The organism is Aeromicrobium sp., from assembly GCF_049586495.1.
GTDB lineage: Bacteria > Actinomycetota > Actinomycetes > Propionibacteriales > Nocardioidaceae > Aeromicrobium.
The window spans coordinates 1-15638 of the sequence record NZ_JBAVCB010000049.1 but is presented as its reverse complement, the minus strand read 5'-3'; the positions used below and the strand labels follow the sequence as shown (position 1 = coordinate 15638).

12 protein-coding genes and 1 pseudogene are annotated in these 15638 nt (G+C 65.8%); 8 read left to right on the top strand and 5 right to left on the bottom strand.

Annotated features, from left to right (window positions below):
• Both WB508_RS02660 and WB508_RS02655 read left to right on the top strand, forming a co-directional pair.
• Positions 1 to 488 (top strand): annotated as a pseudogene (locus WB508_RS02660) (ABC transporter substrate-binding protein); the annotation flags it as partial.
• Between the two features lie 560 nt (positions 489 to 1048).
• Positions 1049 to 1591: a hypothetical protein gene (locus WB508_RS02655; protein ID WP_423843329.1), complete on the top strand. Its 543-nt coding sequence runs from the start codon at positions 1049 to 1051 to the stop codon at positions 1589 to 1591.
• A 57-nt stretch (positions 1592 to 1648) separates the two neighbouring features.
• Here the strand turns inward: WB508_RS02655 and WB508_RS02650 are convergent, their stop codons facing one another.
• Genes WB508_RS02650 through WB508_RS02635 form a run of 4 tightly spaced genes read right to left on the bottom strand, consistent with a single transcriptional unit; the run spans position 1649 to position 5757 of the window.
• The gene (locus tag WB508_RS02650) at positions 1649 to 2428 is read right to left on the bottom strand and encodes an ABC transporter ATP-binding protein (protein ID WP_423843328.1); all 780 of its coding nucleotides are present in this window, start codon (positions 2426 to 2428) and stop codon (positions 1649 to 1651) included.
• Entirely contained in the window at positions 2425 to 3393 is a 969-nt protein-coding gene (locus WB508_RS02645; RefSeq protein WP_423843327.1) for an ABC transporter ATP-binding protein, read from the bottom strand. The genes WB508_RS02650 and WB508_RS02645 overlap by 4 nt, the downstream gene beginning before the upstream one ends.
• The gene (locus WB508_RS02640; protein ID WP_423843326.1) at positions 3383 to 4378 is read right to left on the bottom strand and encodes a branched-chain amino acid ABC transporter permease; all 996 of its coding nucleotides are present in this window, start codon (positions 4376 to 4378) and stop codon (positions 3383 to 3385) included. The genes WB508_RS02645 and WB508_RS02640 overlap by 11 nt, the downstream gene beginning before the upstream one ends.
• An 8-nt stretch (positions 4379 to 4386) precedes the next feature.
• Positions 4387 to 5757: an ABC transporter permease subunit gene (locus WB508_RS02635; RefSeq protein WP_423843325.1), complete on the bottom strand. Its 1371-nt coding sequence runs from the start codon at positions 5755 to 5757 to the stop codon at positions 4387 to 4389.
• A 163-nt stretch (positions 5758 to 5920) separates the two neighbouring features.
• Here WB508_RS02635 and WB508_RS02630 point away from each other — a divergent pair, with 163 nt between their 5' ends.
• Both WB508_RS02630 and polA read left to right on the top strand, forming a co-directional pair.
• Positions 5921 to 6532 (top strand): N-acetyltransferase family protein, encoded by a 612-nt coding sequence (locus WB508_RS02630; RefSeq protein ID WP_423843324.1) that lies wholly within the window; start codon positions 5921 to 5923, stop codon positions 6530 to 6532.
• Between the two features lie 44 nt (positions 6533 to 6576).
• On the top strand, positions 6577 to 9237 hold the full coding sequence (gene polA / locus WB508_RS02625; protein ID WP_423843323.1) for a DNA polymerase I: 2661 nt from the start codon (positions 6577 to 6579) through the stop codon (positions 9235 to 9237).
• On the opposite strand, the gene WB508_RS02620 is transcribed toward polA, so the two are convergent.
• Positions 9178 to 10437, bottom strand: coding sequence for a lipopolysaccharide biosynthesis protein (locus WB508_RS02620; protein WP_423843322.1), 1260 nt, complete (start codon positions 10435 to 10437; stop codon positions 9178 to 9180). The genes polA and WB508_RS02620 overlap by 60 nt on opposite strands.
• 174 nt (positions 10438 to 10611) lie before the next feature.
• On the opposite strand from WB508_RS02620, the gene WB508_RS02615 reads away from it, so the two are divergent.
• The 4 genes from WB508_RS02615 to WB508_RS02600 all read left to right on the top strand — a co-directional run.
• The gene (locus WB508_RS02615; RefSeq protein WP_423843321.1) at positions 10612 to 11166 is read left to right on the top strand and encodes a hypothetical protein; all 555 of its coding nucleotides are present in this window, start codon (positions 10612 to 10614) and stop codon (positions 11164 to 11166) included.
• Complete coding sequence (locus WB508_RS02610) at positions 11163 to 13310, top strand: hypothetical protein (RefSeq protein ID WP_423843320.1); 2148 nt, start codon at positions 11163 to 11165, stop codon at positions 13308 to 13310. Before WB508_RS02615 ends, WB508_RS02610 begins: the two co-directional genes overlap by 4 nt.
• Before the next feature lie 91 nt (positions 13311 to 13401).
• Positions 13402 to 14661 carry a M18 family aminopeptidase gene (locus tag WB508_RS02605; RefSeq protein WP_423843319.1) on the top strand — a complete coding sequence of 420 codons (1260 nt, stop codon included), beginning with the start codon at positions 13402 to 13404 and terminating at the stop codon, positions 14659 to 14661.
• 131 nt (positions 14662 to 14792) lie between these two features.
• A partial coding sequence (locus tag WB508_RS02600) for a S1 RNA-binding domain-containing protein (RefSeq protein ID WP_423843318.1) occupies positions 14793 to 15638 on the top strand: 846 nt, incomplete at its 3' end.

The window sequence follows — 15638 nt, the reverse complement described above, 5'->3', positions numbered from 1 at the left end:
CGCAGGCCGTTCCGACGTACTTCGTCGACGGCAACACCGCCAGCTACGCCAAGGACGCCACGACGCCGCTGCCCCCGGGCACGCTCGAGGGCACCAAGGGCACCATCCCCGGTGCCGAGGCCAAGGGCGACTTCAAGAAGAACCTGCTCGAGGTCGACGACAGCCTGAAGGTCTTCAGCTACGCAGCTGAGTCCTACGACGCCGTGATCACCTCGGCGCTGGCTGCCATCGCCGCTGGTGACGATTCAGGCGAGTCCATCGCCGCGAAGCTGCCCAGCGTGACCGAGGGTGGCGAGAAGTGCACGACGTTCGCCGACTGCGCCAAGCTGCTCGAGGCTGACGCCAATGCCGACATCGACTACGACGGAGTCTCCGGACCCATCGAGCTCGGCAAGACGGGCAGCCCCACGGCCGCCTCGGTGGGCATCTACGAGTACGACGCCGACAACAACTACAACGCGGTGGAGTTCATCTCCGGCAGCATCTGATCAGGCAACTGATCTGAGCTGAACCCACGTAGTCGGGACGGCCCCGGTGCTTCGGCATCGGGGCCGTTCTGCGTCCGCTGACGAGTCCCGTAGGCCCGCTGACGAGTCACCCTGGCCCGCTGACGAGTCATGTAGACCGAGTCTGTGGACGGGCGACGGCCTTCACAGCGCGTCTCGACTGAAATGTCTCGATGGCGCATCTAATCAATGACGGCCAACCGTTTCTTCACCGCGATCACGGACAGGTGGGACTAGATCGTTCAGCGTTTCGGTCTGCCGTTTCGTGCGGCGAGGTGGTCCGCATCTTCGACCGCGTGTATCAGGACGCCAGATTGCCAGACTCGCTGGAATCGCGTGTGGCCGCGGCGAAGCTCGTAGTTCCGGCGCACGCTGTCGTGAGCGATGAGACGGCTGCATGGGTCTGGGGCGCCGACGTGCATCGGCCGAGCGACAGGCACCAGTTCGTGCCTCGGTGGGTCGTTCCGCATGGGCAGAGCAGATCGCGAGTCAGCGGCATCAGGTGCCGCCAAGCGTTGATCTCGTCGGCTGACGTGGTGGAGGTGGATGGCCTTGCAGTGACCCACCCGGTGCGGACAGCAGCCGACTTGCTGCGCAAGCAGTGGCGTCCCCACGCCTTGGCAGCCGTCGACGGCCTCGCTCGCATTGGTGCGATCCGGCCGATGGAGGTCCGCAACTACTTGGTTGACCTCAAGGGCTATCGCGGAATCCGTCAGGCCCGGGTTCTGGCGGAATACATCGATCCTCGGGCGGCGAGCCCGGGGGAGTCGTGGACGCGGCTGCGGATCATCGATGCCGGCCTCCCGAAGCCCGAGAGTCAGGTGGAGGTCGAGGATGCTGCCGGTCGGCAGCGGTTCTTGGACCTGGCCTATCGGCGTCGAATGGTCGCCGTCGAGTATGACGGTCGGGGCTTCCACACCGCAGCACGGGACGAGCAGCACGACGCGGAGCGCCGGCGTCTGCTCACCGCGACCGGTTACACGATCGTGGTCGCGCAGTACAAGGACATCTTCGGGACGAGTCCGCGATTCGAGCAAGAACTTGGAGACATCCTCGGCGTCACGCCGATCCCGCGATGGTGGTGAGTGACTCGTCAGCGGGCCGGGGTGACTCGTCAGCGGGCTTGCGTGACTCGTCGGCGGTCAGTCGTCCGACTTGCCCAAGGTGCCGAGGTAGAGCTCGATGACCTTGGGATCGTTGGCAAGATCTTGACCGGTGCCGGAGTAAGCGGTGGTGCCCTGGTCCAGCACGTAGGCGCGGTCACAGATCTGGAGACAGCGAGCGGCGTTCTGCTCGACCATGACGACCGAGACACCCGCTTTGTTGATGTTGCGCGTCTGCACGAACACCTCGTCCTGCAGCACGGGGGAAAGTCCCGCTGACGGCTCGTCGAGCAGCAGCACGGACGGGTCCATCATGAGCGCCCGCCCCATGGCAACCATCTGTCGCTCGCCGCCGGAGAGCTGTCCGGCGCGCTGCTTGCGGCGTTCGCCCAGGCGCGGGAAGATCCCGGTCACGAAGTCGAATCGTTCGGGAAACTTCTTGGGTTCTTGGTAGCAACCCATCTCGAGGTTCTCCTCGATGGTCAGGCTCGGGAACACGTTGTCGTTCTGCGGCACGAAGCCGATGCCCTTGGTGACCAGCTGGTCGGCGCGTTGATTGGTGATCTCGCCGCCCTTGAGCGTGACGACGCCCTCATGGATCTTGACCAGGCCGAACATGGCCTTGAGGAGCGTCGACTTGCCGGCACCGTTGGGGCCGATGATGCCGACCAGCTCACCTGTGTGGCAGTACAGATCAGCACCGTTGAGGATGTTGACGCCAGGCAGGTAGCCAGCGATCAAGTCGTCGGCTCGAAGAACGGCACCCTCGGCGTTCGCCAGATGCTTCTCGCGCTCGACATTGGTGGCGGCCTCGGTCATGACTTCTGCTCCTTGCCGTCAAGTTCAGCTTGGGCCTCGGCTTCGATCTCCTCAGGGGAGATCTGGGTGAGGTCAGTGTCGTGGTGCGCGCCCAGGTAGGCGTCGATGACGGCCTGATTGGCCATGACCGATGCGGGAGTTCCCTCGGCGACGATTTGCCCCTGGGCCATGACGATGACCCAGTCGGAGATGTCGCGCACCATGTCCATGTCGTGCTCGACGAACAGCACCGTGCGGCCTTCGTCTCGCAGTGACTTCACGTGTCCCAGCAAGGACTGCTTGAGGGCCGGGTTCACGCCAGCCATGGGCTCGTCGAGCATGATCAGCTCTGGGTCGACCATCAGGGCACGCGCCATCTCCAACAGCTTGCGCTGGCCACCGGACAACGAGCCTGCAAAGTCCTCACGCTTGGCGTCGAGCTTGAAGCGCGCCAGCAGTGCGTCGGCGCGAGTCGTGATCTCGTCCTCCTGCTTGCCCCACAACCCTTTGAACGGAGCGGACCAGAACTTCTCGCCTCGCTGCCCGGTGGCACCGAGACGCATGTTCTCGATCACCGTCAGCTTCGACAAGACCTTCGTGAGCTGGAAGGTGCGGACCATGCCGGCCCGCGCCACCTTGTACGCCGGCATCTTGGCGAGCGCGCGGTCGTTGAAGGCCCACTCGCCGGTGTCGGGCTCGTCGAAGCCGGTCAACAAGTTGAACAAGGTGGTCTTGCCGGCACCGTTGGGCCCGATCAGGGCCGTGATGACGCCGCGCTGGACCTCGATGTGCTCGACGTCGACGGCCTTGAGGCCACCGAACTGACGCATGATGTTGCTGCCCTTGACGATCGGATCCGGCTTGGCCGCTCCCGGCTCGTGGGCGACGTCGTTGAGAAAGGCCTGGGCCGTGGCTGCCACGGTCGGCGACCCGGGGGCGCGACTCTGGTCGTGTGCCGCGTCGGCGGCGGGGGTGTTATCGGGCATCGATCGCAATCTCCCTCTTGTCGCCGAAGATTCCTTGTGGTCGGTAGATCATCAGCAGCATCAGTCCGCCACCCAGCACGACGAAGCGCACCAGGCTGGCCTGGGTGTTGGTCATCAGCCAGGTGGGCAGAATCGGATCGGAGCCCGACGTGAGCTGCCCGAAGACGGCTCCGAGACCGGCCACGAGGAACCAGAAGATCATCGATCCCACCACGGGACCGAGCACGCGAGCCGCGCCACCGACCAGCAGGGCGGCGTAGCCGAAGAACGTGAAGGTGGTGTTGAAGTCGGTGGGCACGGCGGAGCCCTGCTTCAGGATGTGGAAGATACCGGCGAGACCACCGAACAGTCCGCCGAGAATCAGCGACTGCATCTTGTAGCCGAAGACGTTCTTGCCCAGCGACCGCACGGCGTCCTCGTCCTCGCGGATCGATCGCAGGATGCGTCCCCAGGGACTGCGCATGAGCGACCAGACGAGCAGGCAGCCCAAGGCCACCAGGGCCCAGCCGACGGTGAGCGACCACAGGTCGTTGCGGCTCCAGGAGGCCACCTGGATGTCGAGCCCGGAGTCATAGGGATTCATGCTCTGGAAGGAGCCAGCGAATCCGGTCAGTCCGTTCGATCCACCGAAGAGGCTCTTGAACTCGACCGCGCCGAGAATCAGACGGATGACCTCGGCGGACGCAATCGTGACGATGGCCAGGTAGTCGGCCCGAAGGCGGAGCGTTGGCACACCGAGAACGAGCGAGAGCAGCACCGTCATGAACAGACCGATCACGATGGCCGGCAGGAACGGCACGTCGAACTTCACGATGCTGACGGCCAGACCGAAGGCAGCGATCGCCATGAATCCGGCCTGACCGAAGTTGAGCAGTCCGGTGTAGCCGAATTGGATGTTCACCCCGATGGCGGCGAGCGCGAACACGATGGCCTGCGGTCCCAGCGCCTGGGAGACGGCTGCGTCGATGACTGTTGCGATGTCCATGGGGACCCCTATCCGATCCGTTGGGCTCGGCCCAGGATGCCCTGGGGTCTCACGAGAAGAATGAGGATGAGCAGCAACAGCGGCCCGACGTCCTTGATCGAGGCTGGCACGCCGAACAGGGGGCCGACCTCGGAGACGAGACCAATGATGATCGATCCGATCAGGGCGCCGTAGATGGTGCCGAGACCGCCCAAGGTGACGGCGGCGAACACCAGAAGCAGGATCTTGAAGCCCATCTGGAAGTTGACCTGTCGATCGATGGCGAGAAGCACGCCGGACAGGCCGGTGAGCGCGGTGCCAAGGACCCACACCGAGGTGATCACGCTGTCGACACGCATGCCCGACGAGGCGGACAGCGCCGGGTTGTCCGAGACGGCCCGCATGGCCTTGCCCAGCCGGGTCTGGGCCAGACCACCCACAGCGAGCGCGAGCGCCACGATGGCAATGGCGAAGATGGCCATCTCCTTGGGCGCGATCTGGACCGGGCCGAACGACACCGATCGCTGCGCCACGAACTGCGACAGAGTCTTGGTCGACCCGCCGAAGGTGTACTGGAAGATGCTGCGCATCAGCAGGGCGAAGCCGATCGAGACGATCATGGTCGCGATCAGGCCCTTGCCGCGGTTGCGCAGCGGACCCCAGAGGCCCTTGTCCTGCATGAAGCCGAACGCAGCCGAGGAGAGGACGGCGAGGGCGCCGGCGGCGATGACCGGTAGGCCGAAGCCGCGGTTGAACACGTAGGTCATGACCGCGCCAAAGGTGATCAGCTCGCCGTGGGCGAAGTTGGTCAGGCCCGTGGTGCCGAAGATGAGCGAGAGACCCAGGCCGGCCAGCGCGATGATCAAGCCGTACTTGAGGCCGTTGACCACCGACTGGGACAACTTCTTGGAGAAGGCAACTGACTCAACCTCCTGCACACCGATCTGGAACTGCACGTTGGTGCCGCCGGACAGCAGCACCTTGATGGTGCGTTCGGTCGAGGCTGCACCACTGAGCTCAGCGCCCTCGGGCAGCGTGCCCTTGTCGAGCTCGACGGTGAACTCGCCGCCGCTGGGGATGACGATGAACACCTGACCCTCTGGGCCGGTCACACCAGTGCCGACCTGCGCGCCGTCCTTCTTGACGTCGAGGGTGACCCCGGGGACAGGGGCTGCGTTGCCCTCGGCATCCCGGTCGGCGCTGTTCAGCAGAGTCACCGAGATGAAGAACTCGGCGTCCGGGGGTGGTTCATTGGCAACGTTGGGGTCCGCGGGAACCGCCGTGTCGGACGGTGTGGGGGTGGCCGGTGCGGGAGTCTCGTCGGCATGAGCGCCGATGGGTGCCAGCAGAATGAAACCGGCCAGGATCGCTGCTATCAGCGCCGCTGGTCGCAAGTGCACAAGGACTCCTGTCGAGTGGTGTCCGTCGATCGTGAGTGGCCGACGTGGGGACTATAACCAACTGCGGGAGTCAGATGCGTCGCATTGCGCATTTGCGGGTGACAGTTGGGTTACGACGAGACCGGGACATGGTCCAACAGTCCGGTGTGTAGGGTCACCGACCATGGGTACCCGGCCGCAGATCGTGTTGAGAGACGTCGACCGCGAGGATGCGGCCGCGCTCGTGCGACTGTGGGCAGAGTGCGCTGACGCTGGCACGGACCAAGGAGTCGAGGCGTTCACCCACCAGTCCCTGTGGCGTGAACCGGGCGTTCCAGAGGCCGCCGAAGCCATCGACCTGAATCTTGCGCTGCCCGGAAAACGCATCATCGTGGCCCTGATCGAGGGCGAGATCGTGGGCGCCACCGTGTGCGACCTCACGACGCTCACCCCCATCTCGTTGACCAGGGTGCTGCTGGTCACGGAGATCCAGGTGTCCCCCCGCTTCCGCCGTCGGTCCGTGGCATCAAGCCTGTTGTCCGCCGTCTCGGCCTACGGCGAGGAACACCACTGCCAGATCGTCGTGGCGGCCATCCCGGCGCAGGCCCGCGAACCACATCGCTACCTCACCAAGCTGGGCTTCAGCCAGATCGCCGTCCTGCGCGCCATCTCGCCCACCAAGTTGCAGTCGCGACTCGGGGCCAAGGCCCATTCGCGCGATACCGGCAAGCTGATCGCGGTGCGCCGCACGTTGCGCCGCCGCCAGGATGCCTTGCGCCCCGAGCGAGCCCGCTGAGTCCCAGCCCTCGCCCGTCTGAGGTGGGGTCTAGGGTCGACGACGTGGATCGCCTGCTGCTCATCGACGGTCACTCAGTGGCCTACCGAGCCTTCTTCGCCCTGCCCGTCGAGAACTTCGCCACCACCACCGGCCAGCACACCAATGCGGTGTTCGGCTTCACGTCGATTCTCATCAACGTGCTGCGCGACGAGCAGCCCACCCACGTCGCGGTCGCCTTCGACGTCTCCCGCCGCACGTTCCGCACCGAGGAGTACGCCGACTACAAGGGAAACCGCACCACGTCGCCTGAGGAGTTCTCCGGTCAGATCCCGCTGATCAAGGATGTCCTGGTCGCCCTCGGCGTCACCTCGTTCGAGAAGGACGGCTTCGAGGCCGACGACATCATCGGGACTCTGGCCACCGAGGCGGAGTCCGCTGGCATGGAGGTCCTGATCGTCACGGGAGACCGTGACGCGTTCCAGCTCGTCACCGAGTCGACCACCGTGCTCTACCCGCGCAAGGGCATGTCCGATCTGGTGCGCTTCACCCCCGCCGCGGTCGTCGACAAGTACGCCGTCACCCCCGACCACTACCCAGATCTGGCCGCACTGGTGGGCGAGACCAGCGACAACCTGCCCGGCGTCCCGGGCGTCGGCCCCAAGACGGCGGCGAAGTGGATCACCCAGTACGGCACCCTCGACGCCCTCGTCGCCGATGTCGAGAGCGTGCCCGGCAAGGCAGGAGAGTCCTTGCGCGAGCACCTCGATTCCGTGTTGCGCAACCGACGCATCAATGCACTCGTCTGCGATCTGGACCTCCCAGCCCAGCCAGCTGACCTGACGTTCAGCACCGAGTGGAATCGCGATGCGATCCACCGGGTGTTCGACGCGCTGGAGTTCGCAGCGCTGCGTGAGCGACTGTTCGACTACCTGGGTGGTGGCGACGAGTCCGCCACCGCCGAGGCTGCGGTCGTCGTCACGGTCGAGCGGCCGGCCGCCGGCACGCTCAGCGCGTGGCTGGACCAGCACACCGGCGTGACGGTCGGGCTCGAGGTCACGGGCGTCGCCAAACCGGTCGGTGCGCGGGCCGAGGGAGTCGCCATCGCGTCGAGTGAGGGCGCTGGCGTGTGGATCGATGTCGAGCAGCTGGAGCCAGCCGACGAGGCTGCTCTGGCTGCGTGGCTGGCCGACCCCGACCGCAGCAAGGTGCTGCACGACGCCAAGGGCCAGGCGCACGCCCTCGCCGCCCAGGGATGGCATCTGAGGGGGGTCGCCGCCGACACGGCGGTGGCCACCTACTTGGTCAAGCCCGACCAGCGCGCCTACGACCTGGCCGATCTGTCGGTTCGCTACCTGCACCGAGAGCTGATCGCGGGGGACGACGACTCGGGGCAGCTGAGCTTCGACGATGACGGAGGGTCAGACGTCGCGGTGCACCGGGCCAGGGCCGCCTTGGATCTGTGGGGCGTCCTGCACGACGAGCTCGACCAGCAGGAGTCGCTCTCGCTGCTGCACGATCTCGAGCTGCCACTGCTCGTCGTCCTGGCCGGCATGGAGCGCGACGGCATTGCCATCGACACCGACCACCTCGACACGCTGCACGCCGAGTTCACCGAGACCATGCTGGCCGCCGCTCAGGAGGCGTATGCCGTCATTGGCCGCGAGGTGAACCTCGGTTCGCCCAAACAGCTGCAAGAAGTGCTGTTCGAGCAGCTCAACATGCCCAAGACCAAGCGCACCAAGACCGGGTACACCACGGACGCCGATGCGCTGCAGACGCTGTTCGCCAAGACCGAACACCCGTTCCTGCAGCACCTGTTGGCGCACCGCGATGTCACCCGGCTGCGTCAGACCGTCGAGGGTCTGCAGAAGACGGTGGCCCCGGACGGACGTATCCACACCACGTACTTCCAGACCATCGCGGCCACCGGTCGGCTCAGCTCGGCCGATCCGAACCTGCAGAACATTCCGATCCGTACCGAGTCCGGCCGGCGCATCCGCGAGGCGTTCGTGGTGGGGCAGGGCTACGAGACGTTGCTCACTGCCGATTACAGCCAGATCGAGATGCGGATCATGGCCGATCTGTCCGAGGACGCCGACCTGATCGAGGCGTTTCGCTCGGGTCACGACTTTCACACCGTCATGGCGGCCAAGGTGTTTGAGCGGGAGCCCAGCGACATCGATGGCGGACTGCGTGCTCGCATCAAGGCCATGAACTACGGCCTGGCCTATGGTCTCTCGTCCTATGGTCTGAGTCAGCAGCTCGGCATCACCACGAGCGAGGCCCAGGCGCTGATGGACGACTACTTCGAGACGTTCGGGGGAGTGCAGGCCTACCTGCATGGCGTGGTCGACGAGGCCCGGTCCACCGGCTTCACCGCCACCATCCTGGGACGCCGCCGCTACCTGCCCGACCTGATCAGCGACAACCGTCAGCGCCGCGAGATGGCTGAACGCATGGCGCTCAACGCCCCGATCCAAGGCTCGGCCGCCGACATCATCAAGGTGGCCATGCTGGGCGTGCAGCGAGCCCTCAGCGAGGCATCGTTGTCGTCGCGCCTGCTGCTGCAGGTGCACGACGAGCTGGTGCTCGAGGTCGCACCTGGTGAGCTGGAGCAGGTCGAGCAGATCGTGCGTGACGAGATGGCTGGAGCGGCCGATCTGTCAGTGCCCCTCGACGTCTCCGTGGGCACCGGGCGCACCTGGCACGAAGCCGCTCACTGATCTGGGTTGCCGCAGGCTCGGCACGACGAGGAAGGCGACGATCAGTGCGGCGGCCACCGCGGTGATGGTCAGGACCAGGCCGGTGATGTGCACGTCGAATCCGTAGGCAATCGCGATCACCGCCGTTACGCCGGCCCAGAGCAGGGGCGTGACACCGTGAGCATGTCGAGCCAAGGCGTCGAACACCAGCAGGTGCACGATCGCCAGCATCGAGCCCACGAGCGCGAACAGCCACAAACGGCTCTCGATCTCGCCGTATCGGTGGCCACCCACGACGATCAGCGCGATGGGGGACGCGATGGCAGTGATCGTCACCGCCAGCACGCCGAATCCGCCGACGAGCGCCACAGCGCGCAGCTTGGCTGCAGCCGTCGTGGCGCGCGCCAGATCCGGGAACACCACGACGCTGACGAACTGGGGGAAGAACAGCGCGGCCTTGGCCAGAATCAGCCCCGAGGCGTACAGTCCGCTGTCGCGTTCGTCGAAGGAGTTGCGCGCGATCAGGGCGTCCATGTTGCTGAGCACGAAGTACGCGAGTAGTGCATGGGTGGACAACTGCGCCTCGCGCAGCAGAGGACGTCGACGCCCTCTGCTGCTGACGGACGACCTGCGTTCGAGCATGCGCCAACCCACGAGCACCGGCGCCCACGAGCCCATGGCCATGCCGATCATGGCGGACGTGACCGACGGTTCGATCAACAGCGCACCCGTGCCGCCAATCATGCGCCCAAGCCCGTTGCCGGCGTAGATCGCACTGAGCATCTTCCATCGCTGGGTGCCCTGCGCGACTCCGGACTGGGCGCCCATGATCGTCAGGGGCACCAGGGTGGCACCACAGAGGATGACCGGCCAGGGCGAGGCCAGCTTCAGCGCGGGCGTGAGCACGATCGACGTGAGTGCCACGATGGCGCCGACGCCGATCGACACGAGGGTGGCCACATGCACGACGGCGTCCACGAGCTCCACCCGGTGCTCCGGCTCGACCGCGATGCGCCGCGCGATGGCTGCTTGCAGGCCGAGTGCAGCGACGTTGCCCACGAGGATGACACTGAACATGGCGGTCAAGGCGCCGAAGTCCTCGGGCAGCAGCCGCCGAGCCGCAACGATGTTGAAGACGTAGATCGCCACGTTCATCCCGACCATGCCGGCAGCGACGAGCGTGCCGTGTGTCGACACCGGCTGTGTCTGGTCGTCGGTCACGCCGATCAGCCTACGTGTCGCATTCCGTGCACTGCACCGGGCAACGCACCGGGGGCAGGGGGGGCGTGTGCTCCGATTGCGAGATTCACCTAGTTTGATGTTCAAATAGGTGCAGGGAGTCGGCACCGGTTCATCCATGTGCGAGGGAGCACATCACGGTCGCCGCATATTGTTATGCATTCACGTTTACTCAAGGGCGCCCTTTTGGCGCTTTTCGGAGCACTGACGATCGGCTTCGGCCATCTGTTCGGTCTTGATCTCGACCACGTCGCGCTGTTGGGCGTCGCACTCGGAGCGGTGGTCGGGCTGGTGCCGGACCGCACGCTGGGCGAGCGCATCATCGCCTTCGCTTTCGGCTTCGGGCTTGCCTGGATCGGTTACGCCATGCGAGCGGCCATCTTGCCGGACACCGCCACGGCCCGCGCTGTGGTCGTCTTCGGCGTCATCGCCGCAGCCATGCTGCTGGCCATCGCCTCGCAGAACCGCCTCCCGTTGTGGGGGTTGCTCGTCGGCTCGGCGGCACTCGTCGGGGCGTACGAGCAGACCTACGCCGCTGCTCCGTCGCTGTTCGTGACTGACTCGCCTGTTGCCGCCACCACAGTCCTTCTCTCGATCGCCATGGGCGTCATCGGTTCGGTCTTGCTCGGCGAGGACATCGCCGAGTCGCAGGAGTGGGACGAGGAACTCATCGAGTTCGAATCCCGCCACACGGCGGGAGCGTCGGCATGAGCGCCGTCAACCGCCGCCGCGCGGCCTTGGTCGGGGTGGCCGGAGTCTCCATGGCTGCAGCCGGGTACATGGCTCCGGGTGCGTTCGCCGCCAACACTGTTGATGGCGACGTCACGATCAGCAACACCGAGACGGTGCAGGTCCTGATGGACGCGTCGGGCAAGATCGACGCCCAGCGAATCTACGAACAGCTGGTGCTGCGCGGCACGGGCAACGTCGACATCTCCAACCCCGTGTCCACCGAGGGCCTCCGCAATCTTGACGGATTTGGCGGGTTCACGGTGCGCGAGGACACGATGCGCGTCAAGACCGACGTCGACGGAGTCAAGCGACTCCGATCGGTCTCGGACTACACCAAGGACCTCCCGGTCGACGTCAGCGTGTCCTACACGCTCGACGGCAAGAAGGTGCAGCCCGGAGACGTGGTCGGCAAGTCCGGCGATCTGGAAGTTCTCTACGAGGTGGTCAACACCACCGGCGTGCAGCAGGACGTCACGTTCCCCGACGGCAAGGGGGTCGAGCAGTCTCGTGCCAATTCCGTGGTCATCCCCATGGTCGGGTCCTTGACCACCACGCTTCCCTCGAACTTCACTCAGGTGAAGTCGGCCGAGGCCAATGCCGCCGGCGACGGGCGCGGAGGAACCCAGCTGTCATTCACGATGACCCTGTTCCCGCCGATCGGCTCGGACCGCGCGTCATTTGGATACACGTCCCGCATCTCCGGCGGTGTGATTCCCAGCGCCAGCATCTCGATGCTGCCGATCAACCCGCTGGAATCTCCGTCCTTCAAGGGCGGTGCTGCCAGCTACCTGGGCGGTGCCGAGAGCGGCGCCGACCTGACGGCGGGCGCCATCACGATCGATGAGAATCTTTTGAAGATTCGAGACGGTGCCAGCGAGCTGGTGGCCGGCATCTTCCAGCTCAAGGACGGTGCCGATCAGCTCAGCGCCGGATTGAACGGCACGGCCGTCCCCGGCGCCCAGAAGCTCGCTGCAGGCGCGGGCGACCTGGATGCCGGAGCCTCGAAGCTCAAGGGCGGCACCGGTGACCTGAAGTCCGGCGCTGGCCAGCTGGATGCGGGCGCTGGCGATCTGTCCGACGGTCTCACGTCAGCGAAGGCGGGCGGGCCGCAACTTCTCGACGGTGTCGCACAGCTGACTGCTGGCGCACAGAAGGTCGACGCTGGTCTGACGAAGCTGCAAGGTGACGTCAACGCGGGAGTCGGCAGCCCGACCGTCGGTGACACGTCGACCCTCCGGGGTGGTGTGGCGACCGTGACCTACGGAATCAGCAATGATCTCGTGGCGGGCATCAACGATGCTCTTGGCGGTCTGCAGAGTGTCAAGGCTCTGGTGACCGCGTCAGAGGCGACCGCACCTCAGAAGGGACAGATCAACGGAACGCTCGACGCCGTGATCTCAGGCTTGAACGGCGGCAAGGGCAAGATCAACGCTCAGCTGCTCCCGGGTCTGAACAACATCGACGCAGGCTTGGCCGGTCTCAACAGCAAGGTCGCGGCTGGTGTCGGCACTCCAGGACCCAGCGAGACCCTCCGCGGAGGGACGTCGCAGATCATCGCGGGACTGGCGCAGCTGCAGGACAAGGGTGGCGAGCTGGTCGACGGACTGAACCAGCTGTCCGCTGGCGCGAACAGGTTGAAGGCCGGGACGGGTGACCTCACCGACGGCGCCAAACGGCTCGACTCCGGTGCCGGCGACCTGAAGGATGGCACGACCCGGCTGGCCGATGGCGCGGGACAGCTGTCCTCGGGCCTCGGCGATGCCGCTGACGGATCGGCCCAGCTGGCTGACGGTCTCGGGCAGGCTGCAGCAAGCGCACCGGATCTGCCCGACGGCGCCCAGAAGCTGTCTGATGAGGGCACCTCGCAGCTGATCAACGTCGGCGATGCCACCGCGAGCGAATTTGGACTGAAGTATGCGCTGATCGAGGCGGGGGCTGCACGGGCAGCGACCGCTCAGCCGTACGGGAGCCCAGAAGGCGCCACGGCGCTGACCGCGTTCAAGTTCGAGCTCGCAGGCGAGGAAGGCGCAGGCTCGGCCAACGCCAAGCGTGCAGCCGCGGCAGCGTTGCTGCTCAGTGCTGCAGGCGGTCTGGCTGCGGTCCGGCGACGGGTCTTGATCTGATCGCATCACGCCCACACGGCGCCGTGGACCTTCCGGTCCGCGGCGCCGTTGGCGTGTCTGGGACAGACCCACTGACCTCTAGGCTGATCGCATGACCGCTGCAGCCGACTTGTGCACCTTCATCGACTCCTCACCTACGCCGTTTCACGTGTGCTCGACTGTGGCGCGTGCTCTGGAGTCGGCCGGATACACCGCGGTCGCCGAAGCCGATGCCTTCCCAGCTGCTGCGGGCCGCTACTTCGTGATCCGTGGTGGGTCGTTGATCGCCTGGAACAGCCAGGCCGCGACGGGCGGTCCGGCTGACCGGTTTCGGGTCGTCGGCGGTCACACCGACAGCCCGAATCTGCGGATCAAGCAGCACCACGATCACTCGTCGAACGGGTTGGGCGTCGTGGCGCTCGAGCCCTATGGCGGCGCATGGCTCAACTCGTGGCTGGACCGCGATCTCGGGGTCGCCGGGCGTCTCGCTCTACGGGACGGTCGACTCGTGCAGGTGCGGATCGACGAGCCCGTGCTGCGGGTGCCCCAGCTGGCCATCCACCTGTCGGCCGAACGCACTTCTGTCGAGCTGGACCCCCAGCGTCACCTCAACGCCATCTGGACCACGGGGTCGGGCCGGTTCCTGCCTTGGGTCGCTGACCGGGCAGGCATCTTGGCCGACGACGTGCTCGGCTTCGAGCTGATGACGCATGATGTCGCCCCCAGCAGACTGACCGGCTCGTCGGGGGAGTTCGTGTCCGCACCCCGTCTGGACAACCAGGGCACCTGCTTCTCGGGTGTGAAGGCCCTTCTGGCCGCCGAGCCGGTCGACGGCGTGGTGCCGGTGCTCGCGCTGTTCGACCACGAGGAGATCGGCAGCACGTCCGAACGCGGTGCCCAGTCCGATCTGCTGGCCACTGTGCTCGAGCGGGTCGTCCTGGCCCGTGGCGGAGGCCGTGACGACCTGCACCGCATGGTGGCTCGCTCGGTGTGTGCCTCCGGAGACATGGCCCATGCCACCCACCCGAACTACCCGGACCGGCACGAACCCCTGCACGTCGTCACCGTCGGGGGAGGCCCGGTCCTCAAGATCAACGTCAACCTGCGCTACGCGACGGATGCTGCCGGCGCTGCGGAGTTCCAGAGCGCCTGCAACCAAGCGGGGGTTCCGCTGCAGCGGTACGAGCACCGCGCCGACCTGCCCTGCGGATCGACGATCGGTCCGCTCAGCGCTGCCCGCACCGGCATGCTCACGGTCGACGTCGGGGCCCCCCAACTGGCGATGCACTCGGCTCGCGAGCTCATGGGATCTGCCGACGTCGATCTGTACACCCAGGCGTTGACCGCATTCCTGACCCCGAACTTCTCGTAGCACGGCAGGGCGCGTACGATTGAGACGCGCCAACGGCCGCTCACGCCCCATACCGAGCGGGCACGGGCATCACGATTCACGGTGTCGTTGGCGTGTCCACCTATTCATCCATCCATCGGAGCAATCCCTATATGACAAGCATCGCAACTCCATCTGCGGCACCGCAGGTTGCGGTCAACGACATCGGCGACGAGGCAGACTTTCTCGCCGCCATCGACAAGACCATCAAGTACTTCAATGACGGCGACATCGTCGAAGGCACCATCGTCAAGGTCGATCGTGACGAGGTCCTCCTCGACATCGGCTACAAGACCGAAGGTGTCATCCCCACCCGCGAGCTCTCCATCAAGCACGACGTCGACCCCCATGACGTCGTCGCGATGGGCGACGTGGTCGAGGCCCTCGTTCTCCAGAAGGAGGACAAGGAAGGCCGTCTGATCCTGTCCAAGAAGCGCGCCCAGTACGAGCGCGCCTGGGGCGACATCGAGAAGATCAAGGCCGAGGACGGAGTCGTCGAAGGCACCGTCATCGAGGTCGTCAAGGGCGGCCTGATCATGGACATCGGTCTGCGCGGCTTCTTGCCGGCGTCGTTGGTCGAGATGCGCCGCGTGCGCGACCTCGACCCGTACATCGGTCAGACCATCGAGGCCAAGATCATCGAGCTCGACAAGAACCGCAACAACGTGGTCCTGTCGCGCCGTGCCTGGCTCGAGCAGACGCAGTCGGCCGTCCGCCAGAACTTCCTGACCGAGCTCAAGAAGGGCCAGGTCCGCAAGGGCGTCATCAGCTCGATCGTCAACTTCGGTGCGTTCGTCGACCTCGGCGGCGTCGACGGCCTGGTGCACGTCTCGGAGCTGTCCTGGAAGCACATCGATCACCCGAACGAGGTTGTTCAGGTGGGTGACGAGGTCACCGTCGAGGTGCTCGACGTCGACATGGACCGCGAGCGCGTTTCGTTGTCGCTCAAGGCGACGCAG

Excerpts from the sequence above, each read along its gene's own strand:
- WB508_RS02610 (WP_423843320.1), top strand. The coding sequence starts at position 11,163 with ATGAGCGCCGTCAACCGCCGCCGCGCGGCCTTGGTCGGGGTGGCCGGA.
- WB508_RS02640 (WP_423843326.1), bottom strand. The coding sequence starts at position 4,378 with ATGGACATCGCAACAGTCATCGACGCAGCCGTCTCCCAGGCGCTGGGA.
- WB508_RS02630 (WP_423843324.1), top strand. The coding sequence starts at position 5,921 with ATGGGTACCCGGCCGCAGATCGTGTTGAGAGACGTCGACCGCGAGGAT.
- WB508_RS02650 (WP_423843328.1), bottom strand. The coding sequence starts at position 2,428 with ATGACCGAGGCCGCCACCAATGTCGAGCGCGAGAAGCATCTGGCGAAC.
- WB508_RS02645 (WP_423843327.1), bottom strand. The coding sequence starts at position 3,393 with ATGCCCGATAACACCCCCGCCGCCGACGCGGCACACGACCAGAGTCGC.
- WB508_RS02605 (WP_423843319.1), top strand. The coding sequence starts at position 13,402 with ATGACCGCTGCAGCCGACTTGTGCACCTTCATCGACTCCTCACCTACG.
- WB508_RS02615 (WP_423843321.1), top strand. The coding sequence starts at position 10,612 with ATGCATTCACGTTTACTCAAGGGCGCCCTTTTGGCGCTTTTCGGAGCA.